Here is a 21949-nt window from a genome sequence, read left to right on the forward strand (position 1 = left end):
GGTATGGCCAACATGACGAGCTCGGTTTCGGCATCGCAGGTTGCCGGTGAGTTGGCGAGCGCCACGTTCGAGGAGATTCCCGCCCTCGTGGAGCATTATCGCGAGGATCCGCGCCAGCAGGTGATCAAGGCTTGCGAGCGTGCCCTTAAGCGTCATGCCAAGGAGCTTGCCGAGCGCGAGCGCGTCAACGGCATGTATCAGCTTATGCATGAGCTCGGCGGTGATGGTTTGGTCGTGGGCGTCGACGAGGTGGGTCGCGGATCGGTGGCCGGTCCTTTGACGGTATGCGCCGTCTGCCTTCCTATGGAGCCGCGCGTCTGGGGCATCAACGATTCCAAAAAGCTCACGCCGGCGCGCCGCGAGTTGCTCTCAGTGAAGATTGCCGAGGTGGCGACGGCAATTGGTTTTTGCCATATCGCGCCTAAGGATATCGATGAGATGGGCATGGCCCGCGCCATTCGAGCCGCTGTCGCGGGCGCCGTGGCCGATACGGGGCTCGAGCCCGATTGCGTGCTTATGGACGGTAACCCCTTGGGCGCCGTTCCCAACGAGCGCGACGTGGTGAAGGGCGATGCCAAGATCGCCTGTATCGCCGCGGCGTCCATCATGGCCAAGGTCACGCGTGACGAGATGATGGTCGAGTACGATGCCGAGTATCCCGAGTACCATTTGGCCGAATCGAAAGGCTACGCAAGCCCCGAGCACATCGAGGCCATTCGCAAACATGGACTTTGTCCACTGCACCGCGTGAGCTTTTGCGGAAACTTTCTGCAGACTGAGCGCCTTTTCTAGGTCAATTGTGGAGACAGGGACCTCAGGGGTTTTATAAACCTGCTGGTAGCGGGCCGTATGCAACACCATTGCTGCGTACGGCCCGTTTTTTGACGGCATTTGGTCAGCTTTTGGTTTGCTTCCGGTACTTACCCGCATGAAAGGTGCCCTCATCATCGGGGCAATGCAGCGTGCGGGAAAGGAGACCCCATGAGTGCCGCAAGCAAAAAGAGCAAGACGCAGCAGCTCAAGGAGCGTTGGGAAAACGGCGAGCTCGACTGCGGGGCGATGACGCCCGAGTTTATCAAGGGACTCAGTCCCCGCGAGCTGGGCATGCTGGGCGAGCTGATCACCATCGACTACTTTAACGAGCGCGGCTACACCTTGCTGGAGCAGGGTTATCGTTGCACCGAGGGCGAGGCCGATCTGGTGCTGCTCGATGAGCTCGACGATGTCGTGGTGATGGCCGAGGTCAAGACCAGACGCGTCGCACTGGATTGCAGCACGCGGGTCTTTCCCGAGGAGGCCGTGGACGCCCAAAAGCAACGCCGCTACCGCCGCATCGCAAGTTGCTATCTCATGGAGCATTATCCGCTCAAGGCGATTCGCTTCGATGCCGTGGGCGTCACCATTCGTGGCGGGCATATCGCTGAGATCGAGCATCAGTACAACGCGTTCGATTGGCAGGTGTCGTGATGGCGTTCGAGACGTTTGCCGTTCACGCGGCCTGCATCCGTGGCGTCGAGGCGATTCACGTCACGGTCGAGGTCTCGCTTGCCGGTGGTGTTCCGGGCATCCAAATGCTCGGCATTCCGAGTATGGAGGTGATGGAGTCACGCGGTCGTATTCGCTGCGCGATGCGCTCCGCCGGGTTCGAGATCCCACGCTCGGGCATTACGGTCAACCTAGCGCCCGGCGATATTCGCAAGACCGGTAGCGGCTTTGATCTGCCCATCGCCATCGCGGTTCTGGCGGCCGATGGGCAGATTCCCCGTGACAACCTCGATCGCTGCCTTATCGCCGGCGAGCTCGGCTTGGACGGTACGGTGCTTCCCGTCAAGGGCGAGGTGGCGTTTCAGCTATTGGCGCGTGATATGGGGCTGTCCTTTATCGCCGGCAGGTCCGATCAGCATGTGCCGCTTGCGGGCGTGGATTGCGGATTTATCGATCATCTGTCTCAGCTTGCTCGCGGCATGGGCGATGCCGTGCGTCATTATCTGGATTCCGAGGGTGTTGAGGCGACCTTTGAGCCCGAACTCGACTATGCCGATGTGCTGGGGCAGGAAGTCGCCAAGCGCGGCATGGCGCTTGCGGCCGCCGGCGAGCTCGGTTTGCTTATGATCGGGTCCCCGGGATCGGGCAAGACGATGCTCGCCCGTCGTATGACCAGCATCCTGCCCGAGCTTTCCGTTGAGGATCAACAGGAGGCGCTGTGCATCCATTCGGTTTTGGGTGAGAACATCGATGGCTTATTGGCAGGTCATCGGCCGTTTCGAAGTCCCCATCACAGCATATCAACGGCTGGCCTCATTGGCGGAGGGCGCCCGGTGCATCCGGGTGAGATCAGCCTGGCTCATGGCGGCGTGCTCTTTTTGGACGAGCTTGCTGAGTTTCCCACGGGTGTGCTGCAGACGCTGCGTCAGCCCATCGAACGCGGCTACGTCAGGATCGTACGCGTCGACGGGGCCTTTACCTTCCCGTCGCGCTTTCAGCTGCTGGCTGCGAGTAACCCTTGCCCCTGCGGCTTCTTGGGTGATCGCGAGGTGCCGTGTCGCTGCTCGGCGGCGATGGTCGAGCGCTATCGGTCTAAACTGCGCGGTCCTTTGGCCGACCGTATCGACATGATGATCGATGTGACCCGTCCCGACCCCCAAGTGATTATCGAGGGTGCGGAGGGTATGTCGTCTGCCGAGTTACGTGACTACGTTGTGCGCGGTCGCGCTTTTCGCGCTTGGCGCGAATCCCGTATGGACGATGCGGATGCCGAGGCCGAGGATGACGAGACACGGTCCATTGACGGCGTCGTTTCGACCTTTGAGCTCGATGATGCGGCGGAGAAGTGTGTGCTCGGCCTGTCGAAGCGCACACATCTCACGGGTCGCGGCATTGTGCGACTGGTGCGTATCGCGCGTACAATCGCCGACGTCGCCGAGAGCGAGCAAGTGACGCAGGACCACGTGCTCGAGGCAGCGATGTACCAGGGAAGGAGGGACCAATGATGGCCGAGGGGACCTACGAGCTGCATCCAGGTGATGCGTTGTATCCCGAGACCGTTTTGGAGCTTTCTGATGTACCCCAGACGCTCTATGTGCGCGGCAACCCCGAGGTGCTTTCGACGCCCGCGCTCTCCATCATCGGCGCGCGCAAGGCCTCGCCGTATGGTCTTGCCGTGGCAGAGCTTGCGGCAAAGGTGGCGGTCGAGGCGGGAGTGACGGTAGTTTCGGGCGGCGCGGTCGGTTGTGACCAGGCCTCGGGTTGGGCTGCGGTCAACGCCGGCGGCAAACACGTCGTGGTGCTGGGGACGGGCGCCGACGTGGTCTACCCGCGTTCGAGCGCGGGGCTTATTATGCGCACGCTCGATACGGGTGGCGCGGTCGTGTCGATCTCTCCGTGGGGCATGGGTCCGCGCAAGTTTGCCTTTCCGCGCCGCAATCGCGTGATCGCGGCCCTGTCGCAAGCCCTCTTTGTTTCCGAGGCGGGTATGCCTTCCGGGACGTTTTCTACAGCCGAGGCTGCTATGGATTTGGGGCGTGAACTTCTTGTCGTGCCGGGGTCGATCCTATCGCCCGAGTCGCGTGGCACGAATTACCTCATTGCGAACGGTGCTTGCTGCATCATCGACGAGGAATCTATCGAGATGGCTATCTCACGCATCTACGGCACCCTGCGCTACTCGCGCCCCGATGCTCCCGGCATTGCCGACCTGGATCCAACACAGCAGACCGTGATGCATGCGCTCATCGCCTCTCCGCTCAAGGTCGACGACATCGCGGCGCTCGTCGCGCTCGATGCTGTCGGCGTACTCAAACTCTTGGGTTCGCTTGAACTCGAGGGCCTTATCGAGCGCATGATGGATGGAAGGTATGCGCCCTCCAAGTTTGCCCTTCACGCCCAGACGCCCTTCGGTCACAATGGAAAACGTGTCAATTAGAAAGGTGTTTGCAGATGCAGTTCGATCAGGTGACGGTTATCGGTGGCGGTCTGGCGGGTTCGGAATGCGCGATCCAGCTGGCAGACCGCGGTTTTGCCGTAAAGCTGTGCGAGATGCGCCCCCAGGTTAGCTCCCCGGCTCACCATACCGATCACTTGGCAGAGCTCGTCTGCTCCAATTCGTTTAAGTCGACCCGTCCGGATTCCGCGGCTGGTTTGCTGAAGGCCGAGCTTGAGCGCATGGGTTCAGTCCTGCTCGATTGCGCCCATCGCGCGGCTGTTCCCGCCGGCGGTGCCCTGGCGGTCGACCGCGTCAAGTTTTCCGAGCTTGTCGAGGCCGAGGTTGCCGCCCGTCCCAATATCGAGGTCGTGCACGGCGAGGTCACGCAGATTCCCGAGGGTCACGTGGTCATTGCCGCGGGCCCGCTGTGTTCACCGGCGCTGAGCGAAGAGGTCATGAAGCTCGTCGGTGGCGACGCCCTTGCGTTCTTCGATGCCGCGGCGCCGATCGTCGATGCCTCCACGCTCGATATGGACGTGCTGTTTTCGCAGTCGCGCTACGAGGAGCAGGGGAGCGGCGACTATCTCAACGCTCCGCTCAACAAGGAGGAGTACGAGGCCTTTATCGAGGCACTTACCACGGCCGACCGCGTGGTGCTCAAAGACTTTGAGGGCGGCGATCTGTTCCAGGCCTGCCAGCCTGCCGAGGAAGTTGCGCGCACCGGCAAGGACGCCATTCGCTTTGGCGCCATGAAGCCCGTCGGCCTCACCGACCCGCGTACCGGACGTCGCCCCTGGGCGGCGATTCAGCTGCGTGCCGAGAACAAGGAGAAGACCGCCTATAACCTGGTGGGCTTCCAGACAAACCTGACCTTTGGCGAGCAGAAGCGCGTCTTCCATATGGTGCCGGGCCTGGAGAACGCTGAGTTCTTCCGCTACGGTGTCATGCACCGCAATACCTTTGTCGACGCCCCGCACGTGCTCGATGGCACCTTTGCCGTGCCCGGTACCGGCGTGCGCCTAGCCGGTCAGATCACCGGCACCGAGGGGTACATGGAAGCCGTGGCGACCGGTCTGCTCGCGGCGCTCAACACCTATGCCGAGGCTATCGGTGTCGCGGGCGTCGAGTTGCCGCGCGTGGGCGCTCTGGGTGCGCTCGTGGGCTATGCGACCGATCCTGCCACCGTGGGCTATCAGCCTATGCATGTCAACTTTGGCCTGGTGCCGCCACTCGAGGATGGTAAGCGCCGCAGCAAGCGCGACCGCTACCAGGCCTATGCGGACCGTGCGCTCGAGGCCCTTGATGCCTATCTGGCCACTCGTCCTGATCTGTTTGGAGGCGACCGGTCATAGCCTTTGACCTGTACGACACCGTCGACTCGTTTATCGCCTATATCTCACGTGTCGAGGGACTTTCTCCCAACACGGTGACGGCCTACGGCTCGAGGCTGGAGCGCTTTGCTGCCTGGTGCGAGCGCGAGGATATCGATGCTTTCGCTGCCGACGTGCGCACCATTCGCCGCTATCTTGCCGAGCTTTCGCGTGAGCAGGTGGCTCCCCGAACGCTTGCGGCGCATCTGTCGGCTATCCGATCGCTCTATCGATGGATGGCTGCCGAGGGGGTCGTGGAGGGCGATGTGGTCTCGGCAATTTCCTCGCCCAAGCTCCCGCGCGATCTACCCGGTGTGCTGACGACCCAACAGGTGGAGGCGCTGCTCAAGACGCCTGATACCTCAACACCCGCGGGACTGCGCGATGCGGCGATGCTCGAGCTGCTCTATGCCTCGGGCGCCCGTATCTCTGAGCTCGCAGCACTCAATGTGGAGTCCATTGCGTGGTCCGAACGCACGCTGCGCCTGTGGGGCAAGGGGAGCAAAGAACGTATCGTCCCTCTGTATCGTCGTGCGCTCGAGGCGACGCGTCTCTATATTGAGGAGGGGAGGCCGGAGTTGCTCGCTCAGGCAAAGCGTCGTGACCCCGCTACCGGGCCGCATCCGCTGCTTATATCGGCGCGCGGTAATCGCATGAGTGCCGCCATGCTCAGGCGGCGGTTTCATATGCTGGCGACGCTCGCCGGCATTCCGGCCGACATCGCCCCGCATGCGATGCGCCATACCTTTGCGACCGACTTGCTCGAGGGCGGCGCGGACCTGCGCTCGGTTCAAGAGCTGCTGGGCCATGCGAGCCTGTCCACGACGCAGATCTACACGCATCTCACACCCGATCGGCTTAAGCGGGCTATGGCTCAAGCCCATCCCCGCGGCGAATAGTGGCTGGGACGTCCCGCGCCGCGCTCAGGTGTGTGGTTTTGATTGCGGGTTGGCAGGAAGATGCATTCCTGCTATCATTCATCGGGTTGCTTCACGGCAACAGGTTTTTATCACGCACGCGCGGCTACTTCATACCGTGGTGCCCGGGCTTTGGTAGCACATGTCCGGGTTGGTTTTGGAGGATGACCCCGCGCGGAGGCAAACCACAGGAGGTTTAACATGGCTACCAAGATTAATATCCGCACCCTGCTCGAGGCCGGCTGCCACTTCGGTCACCAGACCCGTCGCTGGAACCCCAAGATGAAGCCGTTCATCTTCGGTGAGCGCAACGGCATCTACATCCTCGACCTCAAGCAGACTATCCTCGACGCCGACCAGGCCTACACCTTCGTCAAGAACGTCGCCAAGGGCGGCAACGTGCTGTTCGTCGGCACCAAGAAGCAGGCTCAGGAGGCCGTCAAGAACGCTGCTGAGCGCGCCAACATGCCTTACATCAACCAGCGTTGGCTCGGCGGCATGCTGACCAACTTCGTCACCATCCGCTCCCGCATCAACCGCATGGAGGAGCTTGAGGCCATGGTCGAGGACGGCCGCATGGCAGTGCTCCCCAAGAAGGAGCAGGCTGTTCTCGGCAAGGAGCTCACCAAGCTCCAGACCAACCTCGGTGGCGCCCGCGACATGAAGGGTCTGCCCCAGGCTCTCTTTGTCATCGACACCAAGCGCGAGGAGAACGCCATCAAGGAGGCTCAGCGCCTGAACATCCCCGTCGTCGCTCTGATCGACACCAACTCCGATCCCGACGAGGTCGAGTACGGCATCCCCTGCAACGATGACGCTATCTCTGCTGTCACCCTTATGTGCGAGCTCATGGCTGACGCCTGCCTCGCTGGCTCCGGCAAGGAGCAGGTCTCCGAGGCCGAGATGGCCGCTGAGCCCAAGGCCGAGTAAATCAGTCTTAGTTAATTCTTTTTCATCTCTTTGAAAGGAACCACAATGGCCCAGATTACCGCCGCTATGGTCAAGCAGCTCCGCGAGATGACCGACTCCCCGATGATGGAGTGCAAGAAGGCTCTCGTCGAGGCTGACGGCGACATGGACGCCGCTGTCGACGTTCTGCGTAAGAACGGCCTTGCCAAGGCTGCCAAGAAGGCTGGCCGTGAGACCAACGAGGGCGCTGTCGCCGCGTACGTCTCCGAGGATGGCAAGACCGGCGCTCTGCTCGAGCTCTCCTGCGAGACCGACTTCGTTGGCTCCAACGCCAAGTTCACCGGCTTTGCTTCCAAGGTCGCTGAGGTTGTCGCTACCACCGATCCTGCTGACGTCGACGCTCTGCTCGAGAAGCCGATGGGCGAGGAGACCGTTTCCTCCGAGCTCACCGAGATGATTCACATCATGGGCGAGAACATGAAGATCTCCCGCTTCGCTGCCCGCAAGGCCGAGAACGGCGCGCTCGCTTCTTACATCCACATGGGTGGTAAGATCGGCGTCCTCGTCGAGTTCGCCTTCGAGAAGGCCGAGACCGCTCAGGCTGAGTCCTTCAAGACCTTCGCTCACGACGTTGCCCTTCAGGTTGCCGCCGTCGCACCGATCTGCGCTACTCGCGATCAGGTTCCGGCCGAGACCGTCGAGCACGAGAAGCAGATCTACATGGCCCAGGCTGCCGAGTCCGGCAAGCCCGAGGCTATCCAGGAGAAGATGGCTGTTGGCCGTCTGGAGAAGTTCTACAAGCAGTCCGTGCTCACCGAGCAGGAGTTCATCAAGGACAGCTCCCTCACCATCAAGAAGTACGCTGAGCAGGTCTCCAAGGAGCTCGGCGACACCATTACCGTCGTTGCCTTTGACCGTCTGGTCCGTGGCGAGTAAATAAGCTCTTGTAGCTGGTAATGAGCAGGCTGTGGGTTTTACTCACAGCCTGCTTTTTCATGGCTCTTATCAGAGCCTTTGATATCATATTGAGAGTCTAATTAAAGGAGGATCGCTTTGTCCGACATCCGATATAAACGCGTGCTTCTTAAGCTTTCCGGCGAAGCACTGATGGGCGACGGCCAATATGGCATCGACCCCAAGGTTACCGACCATCTTGCCAAGCAGGTCAAGGAGCTGCTCGCCGTTGGCCATGAGGTCGGCGTCGTTGTCGGCGGCGGCAATATTTTCCGTGGCATGGCCGGCGCTGCCGGTGGCATGGAGCGTGCTCAGGCCGACTACATGGGCATGCTGGCAACCGTTATGAACGCGCTTGCTCTGCAGGATGCCTTCGAGCATAACGATGTTCCCTGCCGCGTGATGAGCGCTATCCAGATGAACGAGATCTGCGAGCCCTATATTCGCCGTCGCGCCATCAACCACCTTTCCAAGGGCAATGTCGTTATTTTTGCCGCCGGTTCGGGCAATCCGTACTTTACGACTGACACCGCCGCGGCCCTTCGCGCCTGCGAGATCGGTGCGGAGATTCTGATTAAGGCCACCAAGGTTGACGGCATCTACGACAAGGATCCCGTCAAGTGCGCCGATGCCGTCCGTTTTGACAAGATTACCTATCACGAGGTTCTCGTCCGCGGTCTGCAGGTTATGGATTCCACGGCTACGGCACTGTGCCAGGATAACCGTATGCCGATTTTGGTCCTCAACATCGATGGCGAGGACACCGTCAAGCGCGCGCTCGCGGGTGAGCCCGTCGGCACGCTCGTCTATCAGGAGGATTAAGCATGGCAGAGAACATCACCGCCCATATGGACAAGTCGCTCGAGTCCCTCAAGCATAACTTCTCCAAGGTCCGTACCGGTCGTGCCAACGCCAACATTCTGTCCGACATCACCGTCGATTATTACGGTGTCCCCACGCCGGTCACGCAGGTTGCCGCCGTCAAGACCCCCGAGGCTCACATGCTGCTCATCGAGCCGTGGGATAAGGCGCTCATCAATGCTATCGTCAAGGCCATCGGCGCTTCCGATCTGGGCATTACCCCCAACTCTGATGGCACCGTCGTTCGTCTGCCGTTCCCGGCGCCCACTGAGGAGCGCCGTCGCGAGCTCGTCAAGGAGTGCCGCGAGTACGCCGAGCAGGCCAAGGTGTCTATCCGTAACATCCGTCGCGACTTCAACAATAAGCTCGAGCGCGATGAGGAGCTCACCGAGGACGATGTCCGTCGCGAGCAGGCCAAGGTCCAGAAGCACACCGATGAGTATGTCGCCAAGGTCGAGGAGCTTCTGAAGGAAAAAGAAGCCGAGGTCATGGAGATCTAAGGTGCAATACGACGAGCATAAACTGGTCGAGTACTTTGCCGACGCCCCTGCGGGCGTCGGTTTTTCCGACCTTGACCTCAATAACATTCCGCACCATATCTCGTGCATCATGGACGGCAACGGTCGTTGGGCCACGTCGCGCGGTCTTGCACGCACCGAGGGTCATAAGGCAGGTATCCTCTCGCTGCGCGAGATCATTACCGCCTGCGTGCGCCTGGGCGTCGACGTGCTTTCTGCCTATGCGTTTTCTACCGAAAACTGGAACCGTCCGCAGCATGAGGTCAACGTCTTGATGCATCTGTTTGCCAAGACGTTTATCGACGAGCTGCCTCTTCTGAAGCGCGAAAACGTGCGCGTTGTCTTTTTGGGCGACATTTCCGCGCTGCCCAAGAAGACCCGCGACGTTTTTGAACGCGGTCTTGCCGAGTGCGCCGATCACACCGGTATGACGCTGGCGCTTGCCGTCAACTACGGCGCGCGTGCCGAGATTACCCGCGCTGTCCGTCAGATTGCACTCGACGCTGCCGCCGGTAAGATCGATCCTGCCGCAATTGATGACGACATGGTGGCTTCCCACCTCTATACTGCCGGCCTTCCCGATCCTGAGCTTGTGATTCGCACCTCTGGTGAGCTGCGCCTTTCGAACTATCTGCTGTGGCAGGTGGCTTATTCCGAGTTCTACGTCACCGATACCTATTGGCCCGACTTTGATCGTTGGGGCCTTGTCGACGCCATTTTGGCCTATCAGGGCCGTGACCGTAGGTTTGGTGGACTGAGCAAGACCGAGGAGGCTTAATCGTGTCCGATCGTCCCAAGGCATCTGCTCCCAAGACGCCTGCGCGCAAAGCTGCCACTGCGGGAGCGCCTGCAGCGAAGAGCGGCACCGGTTCGTGGCTGGCGGGCTTTATTACCCGTGCCGCCGCCGGTATCGTCTACGCCGTTGTCTTTATCCTGTGCCTGGTTTTGGGTATCGTGCCCACGGCCATCTTTGTTTCTGTCATGAGCGGTCTGTGCTGCTATGAGTTTTTCCGTATGACAAGGCTCGATGGCAAGATGGCTAACGAGCGCATGGGTATCGCTGCCGCCGTACTCTTTCCGCTGTCGGCGTTGGGCGATTCGATGTTGCTGAATGCCCTGCTTTTTGCCCTGATGCTCGCTGTGGGCATTTGGTATGTCTGGTCGCCGCGTACCCGCATCTCTGATGTGGCAGTGACGCTCATGGGTCCCATCTACACTGGCTTTATGCTGTCGGCTATCGTGCTGCTGCGCGATGCCGTGCCCGGTTTTGCCGGTGCCCTGCTTTCAGTGGGCGTTTGCGCGTCCCTTTGGGTCTCCGATTCGTTTGCCTACATCGTGGGCAGCCGTATCGGCAAGCACAAGATGGTTCCCAAGATTTCTCCCAAAAAGAGCTGGGAGGGGTTTGTCGGCGGCATCCTGGGCTCGGTTTTGATTTGGCTCATCCTGTGGGCGACGCACTTCTACAAGCTCAGCCTGCCCTATGCGCTGCTGTGCGGCGTGGTTGTGTCCATTCTGGGCGTTATCGGCGACCTTATCGAGTCGCGCATCAAGCGCGGTGTGGGCGTCAAGGATTCCGGCAACCTTATCCCGGGCCACGGCGGCATGCTCGATCGTAGCGATTCGCTTATCTTCGGCTGCATCACCGCGCAGCTGTTGCTGATGATCGGAGGCGTGCTGTAATGTCTTTCCAGACGACGTATGGCTCCGATGGACGCCTTCGCGTTGCCATCCTGGGTTGTACGGGCTCTATCGGCACCCAGGCGCTCGATGTGTGCCGCCAGCATGCCGATTGCCTGCAGGTGACGGCGCTGTCCGTTAACTCCAGTACCCTCGAGCTCGTTGCCGCTGCCCGCGAGTTCTCGGTTTCGGCGGTTGCCGTGGCCGATGTCGCTCATGGCGATGATGCCGTGCTGCAGGAGTTGCCCGAGGGAACGAAGCTCGGCGTTGGCGCGCAGGCGGTTTGCGAGCTCGCGCGTCGCGACGATGTCGACTGCGTGCTTGTCGCTATTGTGGGCGCCGCCGGTCTCGAGGCGAGCCATGCGGCCTTGACCTCGAATAAGCGCCTTGCCCTTGCCAACAAGGAGTCCCTCGTCGTCGGTGGCGACTTGCTTATGCCGTTGGCGCAACCGGGCCAGCTTATTCCAGTTGACTCTGAGCATTCCGCCATCTACCAGTGCTATCTGGGTGAGAACCCGCGCGAGGCCCACTGCATTTGGCTCACCTGCTCGGGCGGTCCGTTCTTTGGCCGCACGCGCGACGAGCTCAATCGCGTGACGCGTGCCGATGCCCTCGCACATCCCACGTGGGCCATGGGTGCCAAGATCACCATCGACTCCGCCACCCTCATGAACAAGGGCCTGGAGCGCATCGAGGCCATGCACCTGTTTAACTGCGACCTCGATTTCATTAACGTGGTCGTGCAGCGTCAGTCCAAGATTCACTCTATGGTCGAGTTTGCCGACGGCTCCGTGATGGCGCATCTCGGTGCTTCCGACATGCGTATTCCCATCCAGTTCGCGTTCTCGTATCCCGAGCGTTGGGATACCCCGGCGCCTCGTATCGATTTTCGCGAGCTGGGGCAGCTCACGTTTGATGCTGCCGACATGGATACCTTCCGCTGTCTGGCACTGGCCGAGCGTGCCGGCAAGACGGGCGGCACCATGCCGTGCGTGCTCAATGCCGCCAACGAGGTTGCCGTCGATGCCTTCCTGCACGATAGCTGCAGCTTTACCGATATCGATCGCATTGTGGAATCCTGCATGGATGCCCACGATATGCAGGCGGTCGATTCGTTTGAGCAGCTTCGCGACATCGATGCGTGGGCGCGTGAAAAGGCTGCGCAGGTGCTCGCCGCAACCCGTTCCTAACCCATAAGGATTGCTTTTTCGTTTTATGGATACTGTTCTGAGCGTTCTCTCATCGGTCTTTTGGGGCCTGCTGATGCTTTCCGTCCTCGTGTTTTTGCACGAGGGCGGCCACTTTTTGGCGGCGCGTGCCTGCGGCGTCCGTGTGACCGAGTTCTTTTTGGGCCTGCCGTGCCGCTTTGACATTCATTACACGTCGCGTCGCATTGGAACCAAGTTTGGCGTGACCCCGCTGCTGCTGGGTGGCTACGCTGCCATCTGCGGTATGGATCCGACCGACGTCTCGTGTGCCGATCGCGTGCTCGCGGCTATCTATCGTCATGGTCGCGTGACCGTGGCCGACCTTGCTGTCGAGCTCGAGCTTTCCGAGGAGGATGTGCTTGAGGCATGCGCCCTGTTGCTTGGCTGGGGCTCCATCGCACCCTGGTATGAGGAAGGGGAGAAGCCCTCGCCGAGCTACTATCCCACCAAGTATCAGACGCTGCCGCGAGATGCGGCGGGTTACACCACCTTTGACGGCCGCCGTTTCGATCGCGAACATTCAACTGCCGAGGGCGATGCGTGGGAGCTGCCGTGCGGCGAGGCCGAGTTCCTTGCACAAGAGCGTTCGCACACCTATCTTGGCCAGAGCTTTCTCAAGCGCGCCTTTATGCTGCTCGCGGGCATTATTGTCAATATCTTGACGGGCTTTTTGCTCCTTATGAGTATCTATTCCATTGCGGGTGTCACCGTGCCGATGGATACCAACGTGATCGGTCAGGTTGACGGGGGGTCTATTGCCGCCAAGGCGGGTATCGAGGGCGGCGACGCGATCCTTTCGGTTGACGGAGTATCGTGCTCTACCTGGATGGACGTTTACGATGCCATCGGCAAGGCTGCCGGTAAGGACGATATCGCCATCGAGTACGAGCGTGACGGCAAGCAGCATTCGACCACGGTTGCGCTCAAAGAGGACGAGCGCCTGGGTGTGTATGCCTCTATGCAGGTGGTCCGTTTAGACCCGATCACCTCGGCGCGTCTGTCATTCTCCTATGTTGTACAGACGGCGGATGGCGTTATGCGCCTACTCCAGCCGCAGCATACGATGGAGATTCTCGATCAGTCTTCTTCGATCGTGGGTATTAGCGTTATGTCCTCACAGGCTGCTGCTGCCGGCCCTGCCACGTTCCTTTCGTTTGCCGCCCTCATTTCGTTCTCGCTTGGCTTTATGAACCTGCTGCCCATCCCACCACTCGATGGCGGCAAGCTGGTCATCGAGATCATTCAAAAGATTGCGGGCCGCGAGCTTCCGCTCAAGGTCCAGACGATTGTGAGCTATGTGGGCATCGCGCTCTTTGCGCTGCTGTTTGTCTATATGCTTCGTTCCGACATCCTTCGATTTATTCTGTAGGGGAGTGTTTGGTTTGTCTTTATCCCATCCTTTGCCTTGCGAGCTGACGCGCCCCGTGCATGTGGGCGGCGTGCAGATCGGTGGCGGCGCGCCTGTGGTGGTCCAATCTATGACCTGCACCGATACTGCTGATGCCCAGGCAACGCTTGCGCAGGTGTGCGCGTTGGCGCAGGCTGGCTGCGATATCGTGCGCGTGAGTGTGCCCACCGAGGCCGCACTTGAGGGTTTCCGCACCATCTGCGCCGAGTCTCCGGTGCCGATTGTCGCCGATATCCACTTTAACCATAAACTCGCCATTGGTGCCGTTGAGGCCGGTGCTGCCAAGCTGCGCATCAATCCCGGCAATATTGGCGATTGGGCCAAGGTTGACGCGGTGATCGATGCTGCGGGTGCCGCGGGCTGTGCGATTCGTATCGGCGTCAATGCCGGTTCGCTTGAGCAGGATATCGCCGAGCGCGACGACCTCACGCAGCCCGAAAAGCTCGTGATGTCGAGCGAGCGTTTCGTCAAGCATTTTGAAGACCGCGGCTTTACGAACATTGTGCTTTCGGCTAAGGCCCATAGCGTGCAAACGACGCTCGATACCTATCGAGCCCTGTCGCGTGAGATTCCCCACGTTCCGCTTCACCTGGGCGTAACCGAGGCGGGTACCAAGCTGCAGGGCACCATCAAGAGCTCTGTAGGCTTGGGTATCTTGCTTTCCGAAGGCATCGGCGACACCATGCGTGTGTCGCTCACGGCCGATCCGGTTGAGGAGCCGCCGGTCGCCTGGGGAATTCTACAGTCGCTGGGCCTGCGTCGCCGTGGTCCCGAGATTGTCTCGTGCCCCACGTGCGCCCGCTGCCAGGTTAACCTTATTCCCATCGCCGAGGAGGTCACCGAGCGGCTTAAGAACTATTCCGCGCCGCTTTCGATCGCCGTGATGGGATGTGCGGTCAACGGCCCCGGAGAGGCATCTGACGCCGACCTGGGTGTTGCCTGCGGACGTGGTCAGGGCCTGCTCTTTTCGCATGGCCAGATCATTGGTAAAGTAGCTGAGGATCAAATTGTCGACGCGCTGATGGCCGAGGTCGACAAGCTTATTGAGGAGTAATAAATGACCCGAGCAATGTATATGTCTAAGCTCTATGCGCCGACGCTTAAAGAGGATCCGGCGGACGCCGAGCTCGCCAGTCACCGCCTGCTGCTCCGTGCCGGCATGATCCGCAAGGAGGCCGCCGGCCTGTATTCCTACCTGCCGCTTGCTTGGCGCTCGATTCGCAAGATCGAGAACATCGTGCGCGACGAGATGGACGCTGCGGGCGCTCAGGAGCTCATGATGCCCATTATGGTCGACGCCGAGCTGTGGCGTGAGTCCGGCCGTATCGATGCCTATGGCAAGGAGCTTGTGCGCTTTGACGACCGTCATGGTCGCGAGTTCGTGCTGGGCCCCACCCACGAGGAGACCGTCACGGCCCTGGTGCGCAATGAGCTGCGTTCCTACAAGCAGCTGCCTGTCAATCTGTACCACATTCAGGACAAGTTCCGCGATGAGTTCCGTCCCCGCTTTGGCCTGATGCGCGGCCGCGAGTTCATCATGAAGGACGCCTACAGCTTCTCTGCCACGCAGGAGAGCCTGCAGGAGGAGTATGACAAGATGAAGCAGGCCTACGCCAACATCTGCGAGCGCTGCTACATCAAGGCTCTGCCCGTTGTCGCCGACTCCGGCGAGATCGGCGGCGACACCTCCGTCGAGTACATGGCTCTGGCTGACGCCGGCGAGGCCTCGCTCGTCTACTGCGACGATTGCGGCTTTGCTGCCGATGACGAGGCGGCAAGCACCAAGGTCGTTGTGACCGAGGGCCCCGGCGACGGCACGCTCACCAAGGTCGAGACTCCGGGTATGGGTACCATTGAGGCCGTCGCCAAGTTCTTTGGCTTCCCCGAGAACGGTACGCGCAAGTCTCTGGCACTCATCGACGCCGAGGGCAAGCCCGTCGTGGCCATTGTCCCGGGTGACCACGAGCTCAACGATTGCAAGGCCGAGCATGTCTTTGGCAAGGGCTATCGCATGATGATTGATGAGGAGCTCCAGACCTACGGTCTGCACAAGGGCTTTATCGGACCGGTTAACTTGCCCGAGGGCATCCGTCTGGTGTGCGACGAGAGCCTGCGCGAGTCCAAGCAGTGGGCCTGCGGTGCCAACGAGGTCGACTATCACTTTACCGGTGCCTGCCCCGAGCGCGACTTTACCGTCGATGAGTGGGCAGATCTGGTCACCGTCGTTGCCGGCGATCCCTGCCCGCACTGCGGCAAGCCGCTCTCTGCTGCCCGCGGCATCGAGGTCTCTCAGGTGTTCCAGCTGGGCACCAAGTACTCCGAGGCCATGGGTGCCACCTTTATGGACGAGGACGGCAAGGAGAAGCCGCTCATCATGGGTTGCTACGGCGTTGGTGTGTCCCGCTCGCTTGCTGCCGTCGTGGAGCAGCACAACGACGAACACGGCATCGTCTGGCCGATCTCCGTTGCCCCGTACGAGGTCGCGGTGATTCCGCTTGATCCCAAGAAGGAGGAGTGCGCTACCGTCTGCGATCAGATTGTTGACGGTCTGTGCGCCGAGGGTATCGAGGTCGTCGTCGACGATCGCGACGAGCGTCCCGGCTTTAAGTTTGCCGATAACGACCTCATGGGCTTCCCGTATCAGGTCGTTCTGGGTAAGCGCGGCCTTAAGAATGGCACTGTGGAGCTCAAGGACCGTGCCACGGGCGAGCGTGAGGACGTGGCGATCGACGAGGTCGTCGCCAAGGTTGCCGAGCTTGTTAAGGCGGCCCGCCGTTAATCGACGATTTCGCTTGTAGTTCGATATACGGGACGGCCCCGCATTTCTCCAGATCGGGGAGATGTGGGGCCGTCCTTTTATCTTGTGGCATCCTCGATATCTAAAAGGAAAACCCCACAGCCCATTCGAGCTGTGGGGTTTCCCTTTGTGCCTCCGATGCGAAATAAATCGCTCAGATATTACTGATAATCGACGACGTCGATCCAGTTCTTCAGGAACTCATCGTTCACGTTGCGCTTACGAGCGAGCTCGGAAGCGGCGACGATGCTCGTCCACTGACGCACGACCTGCATGGGCATGTCGGCGCGGTCGCAGTAGAGCTCCAGGTAGGCCTCAGCCTGATCCTTGCTGTTGAGGGCGAAGAGCAGGTAGGTGGTGGCAACGTCGGCAGCAGGGGAGCCCTGGGTGGCGTGTGCCCAGTCGCATACATAGAGCTGGCCGTCGTCGCCGACGATGACGTTGGAGGGGTTGAAGTCGCCGTGGCAGACCTTGAACTCCTTGGTCATGCCGTCCAGACGCTCCTGAAGGTTGTAGCGCGTGGTGGCATTGAGCTGATCAAGGCTGTCGATCATGCGGGCGAACTTGTCGCGCTGACGGTTGAGCAGCGGGGAGGTGTAGCCGTGGATCTCGATCTGGAGGTCGACGAACATCTCGAGGTACTCACCAAAGCGCTGGGGCTCGGCAGTCATCTTCTCGGCAAGGGTGGTGCCCGGAACCTTCTCGGTCACGAGCGCCCAGCCGTTGGCGTTCTCGAGCTGGGAAACCTCGAGAGCCTTGGGGCTGCGGATGCCGCACTCATTGATGCGGGCAAGATTCAAAGCCTCGTTGAACACGTCGGAGACAGGCTTGGTCTCGTTAAAGACCTTGACGATCTTGTCGCCCAGGTCGTAAACGACCTTGTTGCCACGGCGGACGAGCTCGGTCTTGGAATCGGGTAGCAGCATGGTTGCATCCTTTCAACGATGCGATAGAAGCGACGGCGGGGGTGTGTGAAACACCCGTGCACCCCCGCCGTTAAAAACCGTGCTAAAACTAGCAGACGGCGTAGTCCTGAGGCTCGCGGCCGTAGTAGGCGTCCAGGTAGAGCTCCTTGATCTCGCTCATGAGCGGGTAGCGCGGGTTGGCGCCGGTGCACTGGTCGTTGAATGCCTGCTCGGTCATCTCGTCGAGGGTGTCGAGGAAGTACTGCTCGTCAACACCGTAGTCGGCGATGGTCTTCTTGACACCGATGAAGTCCTTGAGTTCCTCGAGCTTCGTGATGAAGTTCTCGAAGACCTCCTTGTCGTCCTTGCCCTCGATGCCGCAGTACTTGGCCATCTCGGCGTAGTTGTGCAGCGCGTTGGGGTAAGGATACTGGGAGAAGGTACCCATCTTGACGGGAGCCTCAGCGGCGTTGTAGCGCATGACGCGGGTCAGGATGACAGCGTTTGCGAGGCCGTGGGGCAGGTGATGGAAAGCGCCGAGCTTGTGGGCCATGGAGTGGTTGAGGCCCAGGAAGGCGTTGGCGAAGGCCATACCGGCCATGCAGGAGGCGTTGTGCATCTCCTCGCGGGCGTGCGGGTCCTTGGCGCCGTTCGTGAAGCTGGAGGGCAGGTTCTCGAAGACGAGCTTGGCAGCGCGCTCGGAGAGGCCCTTGGTGTAGTCGGAAGCCATGATGGAGACGTAGGACTCGATGGCGTGGGTCATGACGTCGATGCCGGAGGCAGCGGTCAGGCCGCGCGGGGCGGTCATGCAGTTGTCGGCGTCAACGATAGCCATGTTGGGGAGCAGCGCGTAGTCGGCGAGCGGCCACTTGATGCCGGTCTCCTTGTCGGTGATGATGGCGAACGGCGTGCACTCGGAGCCGGTACCCGAAGAGGTCGGGACGGCGACGAAGTAGGCCTTCTTGCCCATCTCGGGGAAAGTGAAGATACGCTTGCGGATGTCCATGAAGTCCATGGCCATGTCCTCAAACTTGCACTCGGGGTGCTCGTACATCATCCACATGATCTTGCCGGCGTCCATAGCTGAGCCACCGCCGACGGCGATGATGACGTCCGGCTCAAAGAGAGCCATCTGCTTGGCGCCGCGACGTGCGCACTGCAGCGACGGATCGGGCTCGACGTCGTAGAAGCAGTCGTGGGCGATGCCCATCTCGTCGAGCTTGGCCTCGATGGCGCGGGTGTTGCCATTCTTGAAGAGGAACTGGTCGGTGACGATGAAGGCGCGCTTCTTGCCCATGACGGTACCGAGCTCGTCGAGAGCGACGGGCGTGGAACCCTTCTTGAAGTAGACCTTCTCGGGAGCGCGGAACCACAGCATGTTCTCACGGCGCTCGGCCACAGTCTTAACGTTGATCAAGTGCTTCACCCCAACGTTCTCGGAGACGGAGTTGCCGCCCCAGGAGCCGCAGCCCAGGGTCAGAGACGGCTTCATGCCAAAGTTGTATAGATCACCGATGCCGCCGTGCGAGGACGGGGTGTTGATGACGATACGGCAGGCCTTCATGACGTGCTCGAACAGGCTGATCTTCTCGGCCTGGGCGGGGTGCACGTACAGAGAGGCGGTGTGGCCCGGGCCACCGGCGAGCACCAGGTGCTCGGCCTTGTCGACGGCCTCCTGGAAGTCCTTGGCGTGATACATGGCCAGGACCGGGGAGAGCTTCTCGTGGGAGAACTCCTCCTTGGCGGGGTCGGTGGAGTTGACCTCGGCGATCAGGATCTTGGTCTTGGCAGGAACCTCGATGCCGGCGAGCTCGGCGATCTTGGCGGCAGCCATGCCGGGAATGCGGTGATCGAGAGCGCCGTTCTTGAACATGGCGGCACGCAGGGCCTCCATCTCGGCACCCTGCTTGACGAAGTAGCAGCCGCGCTTCTGGAACTCGGCTTTGACCTGGTCATAGATGGTGTCGATGACGGTCACGGACTGCTCGGAAGCGCAGATCATGCCGTTGTCGAAGGTCTTGGAGTGGATGATGGAGTTGACGGCGAGCAGCACGTCGGCGGTGTCGTCGATGATGACCGGGGTGTTACCGGCGCCAACGCCCAGGGCGGGCTTGCCCGAGGAGTAGGCGGCCTTGACCATGCCCGGGCCACCGGTGGCGAGGATGATGTCGACGTCACGCATGACCATGTTGGTCAGCTCGATGGAGGGGACATCGACCCAGCCGATGATGCCCTCGGGGGCGCCGGCCTTGACGGCGGCGTCAAGCACGAGCTTGGCGGCGGCGATGGTGCACTTGGCGGCTGCCGGGTGCGGGGAGATGATGATGCCGTTGCGGGTCTTCAGGCTGATCAGCGTCTTGAAGATCGCGGTGGAGGTGGGGTTGGTCGTCGGGATGACGGCGCCCACGATGCCGATGGGCTCGGCGATCTTGGTGATGCCGTAAGCCTCGTCGCGCTCCAGAACGCCACAGGTCTTGGTGTTCTTGTAAGCGTTGTAGATGTACTCTGCGGCGTAGTGGTTCTTGATGACCTTGTCCTCAAGAACGCCGCGGCCGGTCTCCTCGATGGCCATCTTTGCCAACGGGATACGAGCCTTGTTGGCGGCCATGGCGGCCTCATAGAAGATCTTGTCGACCTGCTCCTGCGTGTACGTAGCAAAAAGCGCCTGGGCCTCTCGCATCTGAGCGAGCTTAGCCTCAAGCGCCTCTACGTTGTCCACAATTGCGGGAGTAGTGTTTTCCGGTGACTTTTTCACCATTTGTGTCTCCTTGCGATCGGAGATTTACCCTACGCCTTGCATGATAGCAATAAATAATTCGGTAAACGGTAAGATTCCCGTAAAAGGCATACTAAAACGTTTCAATAAAATGAACCGTTTCAACTTAATCCATCAGCCCAATGCATCGCCCCTCTCATTGGGGACAGACATACATGAGTATTTCAATGGGAAAACGGGGAGAACGGGGCACCTGTTTGACAATCGCTATTCGCGGGTCGCGGTCGAGTCGGACACGCAGGCGGTCCAGTTGCTCGATTATATCCATCTCAATCCTGTGAAAGGCGCGCTCGACTCGCTCGATGCGTACCGCTGGTCAAGCTTCAAGGCATATCAGCTGGGCTATGATTCCTTTGACATCTGCAAACACTCATGTAAGTCTGTCCCCAATGAGTGCAAAAAGGCGCCCTCCGTGGGGGAGGACGCCTTTGGTAAGTTCTATACGAACGCGAGGTCTTTGACCCGGAGAGTCCGAGGTACTTGTTGGTAAGACCTTATTTAGGAGCGCGCAACCTTGCCGGACTTGAGGCAGGTGGAGCAAACGTTCATCTTGCGACGGTGACCATCGACGACGACGTAAACGCGCTGGATGTTGGGGCGGAACTTACGGTTGGTGACGCGGTGAGAGTGGCTGATGGAGCGACCGGCAACGGGGTGCTTACCGCAAACTTCGCAAACTTTGGACATAACTGACCCTCCTTGGGCGACAAACGAACATGTCGCGTTAACAAACAAGCCTGAACTATAGCACAGAAGCAGCTCCCTGTGCGTAATCTACACAGAGATATTCCTCTTTTGGCGATAGTGCTCACGCCACGGCCCTGGACGTAGATCCGATTTGCGTGCAGCAGAGGGGATTATGCCAGCTCGTGCGTGCGTTTTCAAGCTCGTCCCACAAATATATATAGGTTTATGGAGCGCCTGCGCCCGTTTACGGATTGTTCTGTATTTATGCTCGCAATTAAGCTCGAGGTTGGCTACACTATCCCTTGACCATTAAAGGGGTACGAGATACCCACATGGAATTACATAGCTGCCAAAGAGCAGCCCTTCCTGTGGGTGTCTGGTCCGCTTTAAGCGGTCGGGCATCTATTTTTTTGACTGTGTCAGCAGTCAAGACATGTGAGGAAGGAGATCGATGGGCACGACTTCCCCCAAGGCGGTCATCATGGACGAGACCGCCGTCAATCGAGCGATGACCCGCATCGCGCACGAGATTCTCGAGCGCAACGAGGGCTGTGAAGACCTCGCTCTGGTCGGCATCGTCACGCGCGGCGACCTTCTGGCAAAGAAGCTCGCCGAGGAGATCAAGGAGATCGAGGGCGTCGACGTTCCGCTCGGCAGCCTGGACATCAGCTTCTACCGCGATGACTATGCGACCAATTTCGCTCCCGCGATCCACGCTACCAACATTCCCTTCAGCGTCGACGGCAAGCGCGTCGTGCTGGTGGACGACATCCTGTATACGGGCCGTACTATCCGCGCCGCTCTGGATGCCGTCATGGACCTGGGCCGTCCGAGCCGCATCGAGCTGGCAGTTCTCGTTGACCGCGGTCACCGTGAGCTCCCCATCTCGCCGGACTTTGTCGGCAAGAACGTTCCCTCGTCGCATGAGGAGAACGTGCACCTATATATGAAGGAAGTCGACGGCCACACCGCCGTCGAGATTAACGACGTTGCGCCGGGTTCCCACGTGGGCTCTGCGCCGCTGGGAGGTGAGTAGTACC

20 protein-coding genes are annotated in these 21949 nt (G+C 60.3%); 17 read left to right on the plus strand and 3 right to left on the minus strand.

From position 1 onward, the window contains the following. Positions 1–3 precede the first annotated feature (3 nt). The 16 genes from DW151_RS03515 to DW151_RS03590 all read left to right on the plus strand — a co-directional run bounded on the left by DW151_RS03515 (position 4) and on the right by DW151_RS03590 (position 16523). Positions 4–792: a ribonuclease HII gene (locus tag DW151_RS03515; protein WP_118334478.1), complete on the plus strand. Its 789-nt coding sequence runs from the start codon at positions 4–6 to the stop codon at positions 790–792. Positions 793–981: 189 nt separating this feature from the next. Further along, positions 982–1467: a YraN family protein gene (locus DW151_RS03520; protein WP_035138570.1), complete on the plus strand. Its 486-nt coding sequence runs from the start codon at positions 982–984 to the stop codon at positions 1465–1467. Then, positions 1467–2990, plus strand: coding sequence for a YifB family Mg chelatase-like AAA ATPase (locus tag DW151_RS03525; protein WP_118334479.1), 1524 nt, complete (start codon positions 1467–1469; stop codon positions 2988–2990). The genes DW151_RS03520 and DW151_RS03525 overlap by 1 nt, the downstream gene beginning before the upstream one ends. Next, complete coding sequence (locus tag DW151_RS03530) at positions 2987–3922, plus strand: DNA-processing protein DprA (protein ID WP_370448017.1); 936 nt, start codon at positions 2987–2989, stop codon at positions 3920–3922. Before DW151_RS03525 ends, DW151_RS03530 begins: the two co-directional genes overlap by 4 nt. A 14-nt stretch (positions 3923–3936) precedes the next feature. Beyond that, on the plus strand, positions 3937–5274 hold the full coding sequence (trmFO, locus tag DW151_RS03535) for a methylenetetrahydrofolate--tRNA-(uracil(54)-C(5))-methyltransferase (FADH(2)-oxidizing) TrmFO (protein WP_118334481.1): 1338 nt from the start codon (positions 3937–3939) through the stop codon (positions 5272–5274). A gap of 8 nt (positions 5275–5282) precedes the next feature. After that, positions 5283–6191 (plus strand): tyrosine recombinase, encoded by a 909-nt coding sequence (locus DW151_RS03540; RefSeq protein ID WP_370448018.1) that lies wholly within the window; start codon positions 5283–5285, stop codon positions 6189–6191. A gap of 219 nt (positions 6192–6410) precedes the next feature. Continuing rightward, entirely contained in the window at positions 6411–7139 is a 729-nt protein-coding gene (rpsB, locus tag DW151_RS03545) for a 30S ribosomal protein S2 (RefSeq protein WP_006236109.1), read from the plus strand. Between the two features lie 45 nt (positions 7140–7184). Further along, positions 7185–8054 carry a translation elongation factor Ts gene (tsf, locus tag DW151_RS03550; protein WP_118334484.1) on the plus strand — a complete coding sequence of 290 codons (870 nt, stop codon included), beginning with the start codon at positions 7185–7187 and terminating at the stop codon, positions 8052–8054. Positions 8055–8171: 117 nt separating this feature from the next. Further along, the gene (pyrH, locus tag DW151_RS03555; RefSeq protein WP_040359955.1) at positions 8172–8894 is read left to right on the plus strand and encodes a UMP kinase; all 723 of its coding nucleotides are present in this window, start codon (positions 8172–8174) and stop codon (positions 8892–8894) included. Between the two features lie 2 nt (positions 8895–8896). Then, complete coding sequence (gene frr, locus DW151_RS03560; protein ID WP_006236112.1) at positions 8897–9433, plus strand: ribosome recycling factor; 537 nt, start codon at positions 8897–8899, stop codon at positions 9431–9433. A 1-nt stretch (position 9434) separates the two neighbouring features. Then, the gene (locus DW151_RS03565) at positions 9435–10229 is read left to right on the plus strand and encodes an isoprenyl transferase (protein ID WP_089573403.1); all 795 of its coding nucleotides are present in this window, start codon (positions 9435–9437) and stop codon (positions 10227–10229) included. A gap of 2 nt (positions 10230–10231) precedes the next feature. Then, the gene (locus tag DW151_RS03570; RefSeq protein ID WP_233524910.1) at positions 10232–11131 is read left to right on the plus strand and encodes a phosphatidate cytidylyltransferase; all 900 of its coding nucleotides are present in this window, start codon (positions 10232–10234) and stop codon (positions 11129–11131) included. Then, positions 11131–12318 carry a 1-deoxy-D-xylulose-5-phosphate reductoisomerase gene (gene dxr, locus DW151_RS03575; protein WP_118334485.1) on the plus strand — a complete coding sequence of 396 codons (1188 nt, stop codon included), beginning with the start codon at positions 11131–11133 and terminating at the stop codon, positions 12316–12318. Before DW151_RS03570 ends, dxr begins: the two co-directional genes overlap by 1 nt. 25 nt (positions 12319–12343) lie before the next feature. After that, positions 12344–13705, plus strand: a complete 1362-nt coding sequence (locus DW151_RS03580; RefSeq protein WP_118334487.1) for an RIP metalloprotease — start codon at positions 12344–12346, stop codon at positions 13703–13705. Between the two features lie 13 nt (positions 13706–13718). After that, positions 13719–14798, plus strand: coding sequence for a flavodoxin-dependent (E)-4-hydroxy-3-methylbut-2-enyl-diphosphate synthase (gene ispG / locus DW151_RS03585; protein ID WP_118334488.1), 1080 nt, complete (start codon positions 13719–13721; stop codon positions 14796–14798). Positions 14799–14801: 3 nt separating this feature from the next. After that, entirely contained in the window at positions 14802–16523 is a 1722-nt protein-coding gene (locus tag DW151_RS03590; RefSeq protein WP_233543337.1) for a proline--tRNA ligase, read from the plus strand. A gap of 179 nt (positions 16524–16702) precedes the next feature. Here the strand turns inward: DW151_RS03590 and DW151_RS03595 are convergent, their stop codons facing one another. The 3 genes from DW151_RS03595 to rpmB form a co-directional block, all read right to left on the minus strand. Then, complete coding sequence (locus tag DW151_RS03595) at positions 16703–17467, minus strand: aminoglycoside phosphotransferase family protein (RefSeq protein WP_006236119.1); 765 nt, start codon at positions 17465–17467, stop codon at positions 16703–16705. A gap of 88 nt (positions 17468–17555) precedes the next feature. Then, entirely contained in the window at positions 17556–20204 is a 2649-nt protein-coding gene (adhE, locus tag DW151_RS03600) for a bifunctional acetaldehyde-CoA/alcohol dehydrogenase (RefSeq protein WP_117773530.1), read from the minus strand. Between the two features lie 516 nt (positions 20205–20720). Further along, complete coding sequence (gene rpmB, locus DW151_RS03610; protein WP_022094725.1) at positions 20721–20909, minus strand: 50S ribosomal protein L28; 189 nt, start codon at positions 20907–20909, stop codon at positions 20721–20723. Positions 20910–21360: 451 nt separating this feature from the next. Here rpmB and pyrR point away from each other — a divergent pair, with 451 nt between their 5' ends. After that, positions 21361–21945 (plus strand): bifunctional pyr operon transcriptional regulator/uracil phosphoribosyltransferase PyrR, encoded by a 585-nt coding sequence (gene pyrR / locus DW151_RS03615; RefSeq protein ID WP_006236123.1) that lies wholly within the window; start codon positions 21361–21363, stop codon positions 21943–21945. Positions 21946–21949 lie beyond the last annotated feature (4 nt).

Source organism: Collinsella sp. AM13-34 (assembly GCF_003473055.1).
Taxonomy (GTDB): domain Bacteria; phylum Actinomycetota; class Coriobacteriia; order Coriobacteriales; family Coriobacteriaceae; genus Collinsella.